The sequence below is a fragment of the Corallococcus sp. CA041A genome (assembly GCF_003612075.1).
Lineage (GTDB): Bacteria > Myxococcota > Myxococcia > Myxococcales > Myxococcaceae > Corallococcus > Corallococcus exiguus.
In genome coordinates this window covers 1-7,988 of sequence record NZ_RAWF01000363.1, presented here as the reverse complement: position 1 = coordinate 7,988, position 7,988 = coordinate 1, and the positions used below count along the sequence as shown (strand labels likewise).

The following is a 7,988-nucleotide window of genomic DNA, read 5'->3' as shown; positions in this document are numbered from 1 at the left end:
GTGGGCGGTAGGGGGTGGCGGAACGGTGCGACCCGGGAGCGCGCCGGATCGCTGTCAGATGGGGGCGTGGGCATGAACTCCTCGGGGGCAGGGCTCGGCGCGGCGGCGCCATCCGGGAGTCTGGACGTCATGGACTTTAAAAGTCCATTAAATTTGGACTTTAAAGGTTTGAGTCGAGACGGCGTGCGCTCAGCATGGGCATGTTCAGTCCTCCGTGAACTTCAGGTTCCCGGCCCGCCACTCGCTTCGAACGAGTGAGTGCTGAGCCATTTTCTCAAGCAGGGTCCAGGGACCAGGTTCCTTCCTCCCAGCGCTTCAGCGCTTGCCGCGCCTCGAATGGAATCAGCCCCGAGCCCTTCGCCGCTTCTTCAAGAACCGCCCGAGCCTCCGCGGTCTTGTAACGAAGCAGGCATGTCGCGGCCGTGGTCCGAACATCCATCCGAGGATGCGTCAGCAGCACCGCCAATGCTTCACGTCCAGGATCCCCTAGAGCACGTAGTTTCTTGAACGCCGCGATGTATCGATCCGCATGCTTGTTTCCGGTCTTCGCATCAGTTCGCCACCAGATGGCGTCCGTTTGGGCGGCCACGTTCTGTGCGAATTCCTCGACAATTTCTTCAGTTGTCATGGCCAGATTCCATTCTTTGCATCGTTGATGATCATCAAGCCGAACTCTCTCTGAGCAACATATGGCTGAGTACTCAGCCACTGTCGCACGGTGAGGCTGTCAGAGCCTGTCATCCGGACGCTCTTCGAAGAGTAGAACGCACTGATGCGGGCATGCAGTTCCTTGTCGAGCGGGATGACGTTCTCCACGTTGTGGAGCGCCTGGGGCCCGAAGCGCGTCACGTTCCCGTCGGTTTGCTCCACGACGTGGTGCCGCTCCTTCCCATTCCCCGCCGGCCCCATGGCCCGCTTGAACGACTTGAAGGACGAATAGCCCTTTGGCCCGCTCGGTGTCGAACCTCCACCACTTCCATCTCCCGAGCCTGAATCATCGCCTCGCTGGAGGATGATGGCCGCACCGGGAGCGGCGCTCAACACCGCCGCCGTGCGCCCCACGGGGACCGAGATGCGCTCCAGCACCAGCGCGCCCTCCGCTGACAGCGACAGCACGGGCACCGTGGCGTCGATACCCGACGCCAGCCCCTTCAGTGTCCGCGTCGTGGCCGAAGTTGCGCCCCAGATGGCGACGACGCTCGTCGTCAGCCGGGCCGTCTCGCGGATCTGCTCGCCGGCCGTCATGTACTGGAACCGCTCCCAGTACTCGGGCGACGACGCGATGAGGGCCACGATGCCCGCGGGAAGATGGCGCAGTCCCGCGATGCTGTCCGCGGGGCGGGAGAGGACCTGTCCCAGCGCGTGGTACAGCTCAACGAAGGCGTCCTCCGCGCCATCCAGTGAGCGGTTGACGACGTCCGCGTCGTCGTACACCTCGGCCAGCGGCCTTGAGTCCGACGCCCGGAGTTGCGCATCGACCGGACGGAAGACTCCGCCCCTGCCGCTGTAGAAACGTCCCAGCTCGAAGTTGCCCGCGCGGAAGGCGCCGTTCCTCCACGCGATGGGCGCGACCTTCTGCTGGGTGCGCCCATTGAGCGCCCACGCGAGGTACCCATCTGGCCGCAGCACCGCCACCTGCTCGCGGGCGAAGCGCGTCACCCGCCGCGCCAGCTCCTCGCGGGAGACCTCGCCGCGCTCCAACACCTCCCGCAACAGGAACCCCGCCACCATGCGCGGCGGGAAGGTTCCGAGCGTCACCGGCTTCTCCATCAGCCGGCCCAGCACCTCCACTGCGTCGTCTGGCGTGAAGGGATTGCGGCGCAGGGGCAGTTCGTCCACGTCCTCCAGCCCGGCGCGGACCAGCAACTTCTCGAAGGCGTCCACGTCCAGCAGGCCCATCTCCAGGGCCTGCCGCGAGACCTTCCCGGAAGGTGCGAGGATGACCGTCCCCACCGGCATGCGGACAGGTTGACCCCGGTGGAGTCGTTGACTGCCTGTCTCCTCGCCGGACTCATCCGATGCATGCGAGGCGCTCTGTCGGAAGGCCCGTGAACTCCCTCTCGTGGAGGAATTCTCCACGCCCGCGCAGCCCACCATCAGCCAGGCCGCGAACAGCGCCACGACAGCCACGCGCATCGTCTGCCTCCTGGAAGTGAGGACACTCCGGTCCGGGATGACGGCGGCATCGACAGGATGCCGCCGTCACCCTTCCGGAGGACGCTGCCTATGGCCCCGTCAGGCGGTTCAGCGTGAAGGAGGGCCGGTTCCACGTCCCGCCGGGGAAGCTCACCGCGGAGGATGCCGCCATTCCACTGGGACTGCCCGCCGAGCCATTGACGGTGAAGGTGCCCGCGGCCGTCGCCGAGGTCGACGTCGTTCCGGTGCAACCCGGGCAGAGGTTCGTGCCGGTGATGTACGCCATCGGGAAGCTCAGCGACGTGGAGGTGCTGCTCACCACGCCCTGCAGCCATACCGGGTTGCTGCCCTGGTAGACGGTCAGGTTGACGACGTGGGTGTTGCCTTGCGTGTTGAAGCTGGCACCCCAGCCGGGCTCCGCGCCGTTGTACCAGAGGCCATTCAGGTTCATCACTGAGCTGCCGCTACCGAACGCCAGGAATTGGATGGGCTCGTTGCCGGAGAGCGAACCCAGCGTCCAGTAGAAGCGCCACAGTCCGCTGCTGTAGGTGATGCGCATCGTCCCCACCACGGACAACGTCGCGCTGGAGCCTGTCCAGGTGGTCTTGATCAGATCGCCCCGCCACTCGCCGGGCTCCGCGAAGAGGAAGGCCTGGTACCAGATGGGCACGCCCGCGGACGTGTACGTGTACCAGGTGACGTGGATCTGGTCGGAGGCGAGGTGCTGGATGTCCAGGCCGTTGCCGGAGCGCGCGGGGTTGTACCAGGGGCCCTTGTCCGGGCGGGGCGGGAGGTTGGTGTAGACGGCCGCCGCCGCGTTGATGCGGCCGGTGCCGCAGTTGCTCCCGCAGCCGGAGACCGCCGTCGCGGTGGACTTGATGCGCGCGGTGACCTGCGCGGGCGTCATCGAGGGCTTCTGCGAGAGGATGAGCGCGGCGAGGCCCGCGACGTGCGGAGAGGACATGGAGGTGCCGCTCAGGTAGCGGTGGCAGTAGTCACCCGCCAGCAGCGTGGCCCCCGGCTTGCCAATGGCCCAGGCCGAGACGATCTGATCCGTGCCGCTGTACGGGTCCCATGTATTGGGGTCCGCGGGGCAGCCAATGCCCTGGCCGTAGAAGCCGGCGCTGGCGGTGCCACCTGGAGCGATGACGTCGACGCGAGAGCCGCCGCTGCTCCACGGCGCCCGCGCACCGGCCTGCGTGCTGGCGCCCACGGCGATGACGCCGGTGCAGGAGGCAGGCGTGATGTTCGCCGTCAGCAGGCCCGCCACGCCGTCGTTGCCACCGGCGGCGACCACCACCACGCCCTTGCCGACGGCGTAGGTCACCGCGCTCTGGATGTCGGGGTAGTTCGCGCAGGGATAGACGGCCGTGGGGGCGTTGGGGTTGTAGGCCGTCCCGAAGCTCATGTTGATGACGCGCGCGCCGTTGTCCGCCGCGTACCGGATGGCCTCGTCAACCGCGGACAGAAGGACGCCGTTGCTGGCGGTGGAGACCTTGACGGGCATGAGCTGACAGCCCCAGCAGACGCCCGCGCCACCCACGCCGTTGTTCGTGCGCGCCGCGAGGATGCCGGCCACGTGCAAGCCGTGGTGGTAGGTGTTCGTGTCGTAGGGGTCCGCGTCCCCCTGTCCAAAGTCATACCCTGTCGTCCAGGCCCCGCTGAGGTCCGGATGGTCGAGCCTGCCGCTGTCGAGCACGGCGATCTTCACGTTGCCGGTGACACTGTTCCAGGCCGTGGGCAGGTTGATGGCCGGGTAGTTCCACTGCTGGGCGTACAGGGGGTCCGTCGGCGTGGCGAAGAACTCCATGTAGAGGTTCTCGTGCGCGTATTCGACGTCTGGATTCCGCCGCAGCTCCGCGATGGCCTCCAGGGTGCGCGCCTCCTCCTCCGCGATGGAGGTGGCGGCGGACCGCGCCTCCGCTTCCAGCGACACCACCACCGCGCCGCTGGAGAGAGGCTGGACGAGCTGGGCACGGAAGCCCCGGACCGGAGGCAGCTCGGCGTCCGTGAGGGCCCTGTCGGAGCCCTTGAACTTCACGATGGCCTGTCCCGGCACGAACCGGCGGGGATTCTTCGACGGCGCGGTCTGCGTGGCGATGGGCGCGGCCGTGGTCGCGACGGGCGCGGCGGGGACCTCAGCGCCGCAGGCACTCAGCAATAGGGATGAAAGCAGGACGGATAGAACAGACTTCTTCACACAACCCCCCCAGGTGAAAGGACTGGGTCCAGCAGGCTGCGAGGGGTGAAGATTGTCAATCTATTTTAACTGCTAGTTCTTGTTTTGTGGTTTTTCCTGGTTGAAGATTGCTGAAGATTCACAGCGACGGTGCAAGCAGCACGACGGAGTAGCCCACCGCCGTGCGCGCGCCGGGGTTCTCGTAGGAGTGCTTCTGGTCTCCCCGGAAGACGACGACGTCTCCGGCCTCCAACACGAAGCGCTCGCCGCTGGCCACCAGCGCGAGGGTCCCAGTCTCACAGGCCAGGTACTCGCGCGTGCCTGGGGTGTGGGGCACGCCGGTGATGCGCGCCTTGGGCGGCAGCTCCATCCGGTCGAACTCCATGCCCGGCAGTGGATCCGGCAGGAGCTTGCGCAGGAAGGCCGCGCCGCGCTGCTTCATCGGCAGGCTGTCTCGCCGGTAGTGCCGGGCGCTCGCCTTGGGCCGGGCGAGCAGTTCCTCCAGTGACACCTGTAGCGCCCCCGCCACGCGGTGCAGCACCGACAGCGTGGGGTTCGCCGCGCCGGACTCCAGATGCGCCCAGGTGGCCCGGGGCACGCCCGCCAGCTTCGCGAGCTGCACCTGCGTGGCCCCTCGCGTCTCCCGCAGCGTCCTCAGGTTGCGCGCCAGCCTGCCTGGAAGGTCCTCTTCGCTCATACGCTGGCATTCTGCCAACGCATTGGCGCTCATGCCATCTTGTCGGCACCCATCCGCCATCCATGCCTCAAGGAGAGACACGCCATGGACATGCGGAATCAAGCAGTGCGTCACTGGAGGGTAGCGCCCGGCTCCAGCTCCACCTTCACCCAGCCTGGCTTGCGCAGGTCGAAGTTGCGGTACGCGTCGATGGCGGAGGCCATGGACTTCACGTGGCTCAGGATGGCCGTGGGGTCCACCGTGCCGGAGCGCACCAGCTCCAGCAGCTTGGGGATGTATTTGCGGTGGTTGCAGTTGCCCATGCGCAGGGTGAGGTTCTTGTTCATCGCCTCGCCAATGGGGAACGCGGTCATCGTCTGCGGGTACACGCCGATGATGGACAGCGTGCCCGCCTTGGCCAGTGACTGCACCGACCACTGCGCGGCCTGCGACGGCGCGTCGCCGGGCACCCAGTTGTCCCCATCCGGCTTCTGCTTGGGCGCGACCTGCTCCACCTCGCGCTTGAACTCGGGCTTCTCCGCCTTGGCCTTCTTGGCGGCCGGGCCGTGGTGCGCGTGCTGCGCGTCCACACCCACCGCGTCGATGGCGCGGTCCACGCCGATGCCCGCCGTGAAGCGCTTGAGCGTCTCCACCGGGTCCTCCTGCTCGAAGTTGATGACCTCCGCGCCCTGGGTCCTCGCGAGCGCCAGGCGGTCCTCGTGGCTGTCGATGGCGAAGACGCGGCCCGCGCCCAGCAGCCTCGCGCTCACGATGGCGAACAGGCCTACCGGGCCGCAGCCGAACACCGCCACGGTGTCACCGGGTTTGATTTCCGCCATCTCCGCCCCGAAGTAGCCCGTGGGGAAGATGTCCGAGACGAGGATGGCCTGGTCGTCGGTGACGCCTTCGGGCACCTTCACCATGGTGATGGCCGCGTGCGGGATGCGCGCCTTCTCCGCCTGCATGCCGTCGAAGGGGCCCGTCATCTCCGGACCGCCGAAGAAGGCGGTGCCCGCGGCGGGGCCGTTGGGGTTCGCGTCATTGCATTGGGCGTAGTAGCCCGCGCGGCAGTACGAGCAGTTGCCGCACGCGATGGTGGAGCAGATGACCACGCGGTCGCCCACGTTGAAGTTGCGCACGTCCTTGCCCAGCTCCTCGATGACGCCCACGCCTTCGTGGCCGAGGATGGTGCCGGGCTTCATGCCCGCCATGGTGCCGCGGATCATGTGCAGGTCCGTGCCGCAGATGGCGCTGGCGGTCAGCCGGATGATGGCGTCCGTGGGCTCCTTCAGCTTCGGCTCCGCGACGTCGTCCAGCCGGATGTCTCCGATGCCATGGAAAACGACTGCCTTCATGTTCCGCTCCTTGCCCCGACAGGGCCTCGAAAGACGTGAAGGCCCACGGCGCCTTCGCGAAGGCACACGGGACCCGTTCGTCTGGACTCTGGGCACGGCGGTGGGGCCGGGCAGGACCGGCGCCGCGCTCCCTCCACTGGAGAGCGGGCGGAGAGGCAGTGGCCCTATCGCCCGGTCGAGTGGACCTGGATGGCGAGCCGCTTGCCGAACACCTTGCGGAAGGAGGCGACCTCGCGCTCGACGTTCCACAGCTCCAGGTCGAGAGCCTGGCGGGCGTGCAGGTGCAGCGTCACCGCCTCGCGGCCGTCCGTCACCTTGAAGTCGCGGATGGGCTGGTGGTGGCTGTGGTCCAACACGTTCGCCAGGCGCAGCAGCGTGGCCAGCTTGCGCACGCGGCGTGCTTCGGACGGGGCGAGCCCGGCCATGCCGGAGTGGGACAGCTCCGGCGGGGAGCGCCGGTGGTAGCGGGCGACGCGCGCGATGATTTCACGCTCGCGGTCCGCGAGGCCCGGGATGTCCGCGTTGTGGATGAGGTAGTACGTGTGGCGGTGGTGGCGCTCGTAGCTGACCGCCGTGCCAATGTCGTGCAGCAGCGCGGCGACCTCCAGGTGCGGGCGCACGGACAGGGGCAGCTGGTGCAGCGAGGCCAGTCCGTCGAAGAGGGCCAGGGACAGGCGGGCCACCTGGCGGGCGTGCTTCTCGTCGAAGCGGAAGCGCTGGCCCATGACGATGGCCGCGTCCGCGAGGCTGTGGTCCTCGCGCGTTTCGTCCTGGCGGTAGAGCAGGTCCACCAGCAGGCCGTCGCGCAGGCCGCGGTTGACGACGCTGACGGACTCCACGCCCAGGTGGCGCGCGACGCCCTCCAGGATGACGGCGCCAGAGACGATGATGTCCGCGCGGCGCGGGTCGAAGCGCTTGCGGCGGCGCTCTGGCGGCATCTTCGCCAGGGCCTCCACGGTCTGGGTGAGCTGTCGCACGGTGGCATTGCCTCCGTTCTCCGCGGCGGCGAAGCCGACCACGGCGCCAATGGTGCCGGACGAGCCCAGCGCCACGCGGGGCAGGGCGGGGAGCTTCTCCGGGAGCGTCTTGTGGAGCGTCTCCTCCACGAAGCTGCGCATCAGCCGCAGCTGCTTGGGCGTCACGGCGCGCGCAGTGTCGAACACCTCCGTGAGGCGCACGGAGCCCAGGGAGAGGCTCCAGAGCTCGTCGGGCTTCTCGCCAGTGGCGATGGCGACCTCCGTGCTGCCACCGCCGATGTCCACGAGGAGCGAGCGGGTGTTGGCGGGCTTCCTGTGCAGCACGCCCAGGCAGATGAGGCGGGCCTCCTCCTTGCCGCTGACGACCTCCAGCTCCAGGCCGGCCTCCTCGTGCACGCGGCGCACGATGTCCTGCTGGTTTCGGGCCTCGCGCAGGGCGCTGGTGGCGACGGCGCGCACCTGGGCCTTGTGGCGGCGGCAGAGGGCGGCGTAGCGGCGCAGGGTGGACAGAAGGCGGTCGGCCGTCTCCGGGGGCATCTCGCCGGTGGTGAAGACGCCTTCGCCGGGGCGGATGGGGTCTCGCTCCTGGTGGAGGGTCTCAAGCGAGCCCTCGGCGTCCGGGCGGGCCAGCTCCAGGCGCACGGCGTTGGTGCCCACATCGATGG

At 68.2% G+C, this 7,988-nt stretch carries 6 protein-coding genes; all 6 read right to left on the bottom strand.

All coding sequences use genetic code 11. The features are described 5' to 3' along the window. Window positions 1-274 precede the first annotated feature (274 nt). Window positions 275-628, bottom strand: a complete 354-nt coding sequence (locus D7V77_RS38540; protein WP_120581216.1) for a DUF2019 domain-containing protein — start codon at window positions 626-628, stop codon at window positions 275-277. Next, a complete protein-coding gene (locus D7V77_RS38535; protein WP_147452297.1) occupies window positions 625-2,136 on the bottom strand; it encodes a hypothetical protein in 1,512 nt (503 codons plus the stop codon). Before D7V77_RS38535 ends, D7V77_RS38540 begins: the two co-directional genes overlap by 4 nt. A gap of 88 nt (window positions 2,137-2,224) precedes the next feature. Continuing rightward, a complete protein-coding gene (locus tag D7V77_RS38530) occupies window positions 2,225-4,336 on the bottom strand; it encodes a S8 family serine peptidase (RefSeq protein ID WP_147452296.1) in 2,112 nt (703 codons plus the stop codon). 118 nt (window positions 4,337-4,454) lie between these two features. Next, the gene (locus D7V77_RS38525) at window positions 4,455-5,012 is read right to left on the bottom strand and encodes a helix-turn-helix domain-containing protein (RefSeq protein ID WP_120581213.1); all 558 of its coding nucleotides are present in this window, start codon (window positions 5,010-5,012) and stop codon (window positions 4,455-4,457) included. A gap of 110 nt (window positions 5,013-5,122) precedes the next feature. Next, the gene (locus D7V77_RS38520; RefSeq protein WP_120581212.1) at window positions 5,123-6,346 is read right to left on the bottom strand and encodes a zinc-dependent alcohol dehydrogenase; all 1,224 of its coding nucleotides are present in this window, start codon (window positions 6,344-6,346) and stop codon (window positions 5,123-5,125) included. A 164-nt stretch (window positions 6,347-6,510) separates the two neighbouring features. Further along, window positions 6,511-7,986 (bottom strand): Ppx/GppA phosphatase family protein, encoded by a 1,476-nt coding sequence (locus D7V77_RS38515; RefSeq protein WP_233597495.1) that lies wholly within the window; start codon window positions 7,984-7,986, stop codon window positions 6,511-6,513. Window positions 7,987-7,988: the final 2 nt, after the last annotated feature.